We start from the raw sequence: 3,133 nt of genomic DNA, 5'->3' as shown, positions 1-3,133 counted from the left end.
TCCGCGACAACTATTCTTATTATCAAACGTTGCGTGAGAAGCTGCTCTGGGCAGGTTCGCGAATTCGCTATGATGGGCATCATACTAGGAATTAGGAATTAGGAATTAGGGATTAGGGATTGGGGATTAGGGCTAATTTTCGGTGCAATTTTGAGTTGCTAATTTCCGCTAAAAAGAGTGGATATCGCTCAAATACTACGAACTTCAGCAAATTAACGCACGATTGTCGCGTGAAATTGGGTGGGCAAAGTGAAACTAAACAGTTAGACTGTGGATTGAGAGCGCAGAATTATTTCTCAGGCTGCTCTTGATGAGACTGAACGCTGCTGCTCGGATAAATGCTTTGCCTTGGCAAATGCCATGACGAGAGCGATTTATCGATCGCATCTCATAGTTAAATCTTTGTAACAAAGTTGACAAATAATTCACAAAAATGAGTAAGCATTGTTCGATCGGGAATAGTAGTAACGCTGGTGTCGATTGTTGCCAGGACGTTGCCAACGTTATGTCAAAGGGCTATCGCTTGCGGTAAATATCTGTCTTGAAGTAACAAGTAGTCAGTTGTAGTTATGAGAGTGAAGTCTCCAGAAATTGATATGTTAATTAACATATCAAACTGGCAGAAATTTTAATAAGAGCTACAATCAAAAGGGCTTTACCCGATCGTCGGTATCGCCTCAGTAGAAGACGATTAATTATTGGCTGTTTGAGATTAATATTTGAGCGGAATTAGTTCCGAACAATCCTCTTTCAATACAGTTACTTGTCGCGTTTCAATCTTGGCAATCGATCGCCCAGAACCGCTAACTGACTAGATTGTTAAATATATGCAGGTTGCACGATTTCCAGTTAAAATATCGTATTTATATTAGTTATTAGTTCCAAAAATTAGCAGTAAGAGGCCCCACACATGACCCAGACTAAAGACATGCTCGCAACGATCGCTACCAAAGACGCCGACAGCGAGTTAGAACTACTACTCGACGAAGATGTCGATGCAGACGATTTTACTGCTGAATCTGACGGTGAGTCGGATGTCGAAGACGAGGATGGGAAGCTGGGGAAGGTAAAAGCCTCCCGCCGTCGCGTTCAAGCCAAGAAAAAACAGTTTACTGAAGACTCGATTCGCCTATATTTACAGGAAATCGGTCGCATTCGCCTGCTCCGCGCCGATGAAGAAATCGAACTAGCTCGGAAAATTGCCGATCTCCTAGAATTGGAGCGGATGCGTGAAAAGCTGCTCAATGAATTGGATCGCGAACCGCACGATCGTGAATGGGCAGCAGTTGCCGCGATGCCACTCCAGCAGTTCCGCCACCGCTTATTTTTGGGCAGACGTGCTAAAGATAAGATGGTACAGTCGAACCTCCGGTTGGTAGTTTCGATCGCCAAAAAATATATGAATCGCGGTCTCTCGTTCCAGGATCTGATTCAAGAAGGTAGTTTGGGTTTGATCCGCGCTGCTGAAAAATTCGACCACGAAAAAGGTTATAAATTCTCGACTTATGCAACTTGGTGGATTCGCCAAGCAATTACCCGCGCTATTGCCGATCAATCGCGGACGATTCGCCTGCCAGTCCACTTATATGAGACGATTTCGCGGATTAAGAAAACTACTAAGCTACTCTCTCAAGAAATGGGTCGCAAACCCACTGAGGAAGAAATTGCCACACGGATGGAAATGACGATCGAAAAACTGCGATTTATTGCTAAATCTGCTCAGTTACCGATCTCGCTAGAAACACCAATTGGGAAGGAAGAAGACTCCCGACTCGGTGACTTTATTGAAGCTGATGGCGAGATGCCCGAAGATCAAGTATCCAAGAGTTTGCTCCGCGAAGATCTTGAAGGGGTACTCGATACCTTAAGTCCCCGCGAACGCGATGTTTTACGCTTGCGCTATGGTTTGGATGATGGTCGGATGAAGACATTAGAAGAAATCGGTCAGATCTTTAATGTTACTCGCGAACGCATTCGCCAAATTGAAGCTAAAGCTTTACGCAAACTTCGCCATCCAAATCGGAATAGTATTCTCAAAGAATATATCCGTTAATTAAGATCGAGCGCCTTATTTACAGCGATCGTTTTCTCGATCTATTACCGTGAGTAAAGCTGTCTTAACTCCTAAGAGGATGTTTGAAAAGTATAAATTAGCACTCGCAAACTGTCGGGAAATAAAGGCGTGCGCGAATCGCTGACCCAAAGCCATGGATCGGGAACCTCGGCGTGATTTGGGTCGCTAGCCCCCCTGAAAAAGCCGATCCATTATCCACAGGTCGTGTATTTTTTGCAGTGCGAAAAATACACGACCTGTCCATTTCTGGGCTGCAATAATTTCATCGATTTTCACTTTTTTGCGATCCCAAAATCGATAACTAGCTTTATGCGGATGCAATCGCGCTGAGGTTTCCTCAGCGCGATTGCACCAAGCGTGGGGATTTACCCACTATAAACGGAGCAATTAGACTTTTCAGACATCCTCTCATTTCAATTGAGAATATGCGTAATATATAGATGTTGACGATCGGGACGTAATAGTGATGAATCAGGATAATTACCGAATCGAGCGAGATTCGATGGGCGAACGTCAGATCCCCGCAGGGGCATATTACGGCATCCAAACTTTGCGGGCGATCGAAAATTTCCCGATTAGCGGCATCAAGCCACTGGCAACCTATGTCGATGCCTGTATCCTCATCAAAAAAGCCGCTGCGATCGCCAATGGTAAGTTAGGGTGTATTCCAGTGGAGATCGGCCAAGTGCTAGTTACGGCTGCTGATGAGATTTTACAGGGCAATCTGCGCGATCAATTTGTGGTTGATGTCTATCAGGCTGGTGCGGGAACTTCCCACCATATGAATGTCAATGAGGTCTTAGCCAATCGGGCGCTCGAATTACTCGGCGATGTCAAGGGTAACTATCAGCGCGTCAACCCCAACGACCAAGTTAATTACGGTCAGTCTACCAATGATGTGATTCCCACCGCGATTCGGGTCGGGGGACTGCTGGCACTCAGTCATACCCTAGAGCCAGCTCTCGTTAGCGCGATCGCCGCATTAGACCAAAAAGCAGTAGAATTTGACTCGATCGTCAAATCTGGGCGGACGCACATGCAGGATGCCGTGCCAGTCAG

2 protein-coding genes are annotated in these 3,133 nt (G+C 45.6%); both read left to right on the top strand.

What is annotated here, in order from left to right:
* Window positions 1–910 precede the first annotated feature (910 nt).
* Entirely contained in the window at window positions 911–2,053 is a 1,143-nt protein-coding gene (gene rpoD / locus RMO35_RS24280; protein ID WP_309745174.1) for an RNA polymerase sigma factor RpoD, read from the top strand.
* A gap of 487 nt (window positions 2,054–2,540) precedes the next feature.
* Window positions 2,541–3,133 (top strand): lyase family protein (locus RMO35_RS24275; protein WP_309745172.1); only part of this gene is annotated, 593 nt, incomplete at its 3' end.

Source organism: Chamaesiphon sp. OTE_20_metabat_361 (assembly GCF_031364565.1).
Note: the sequence above shows the minus strand (reverse complement) of the source record. Positions and strands in the feature narration are given on the sequence as shown.

Excerpts from the sequence above, each read along its gene's own strand:
- rpoD (WP_309745174.1), top strand. The coding sequence starts at position 911 with ATGACCCAGACTAAAGACATGCTCGCAACGATCGCTACCAAAGACGCC.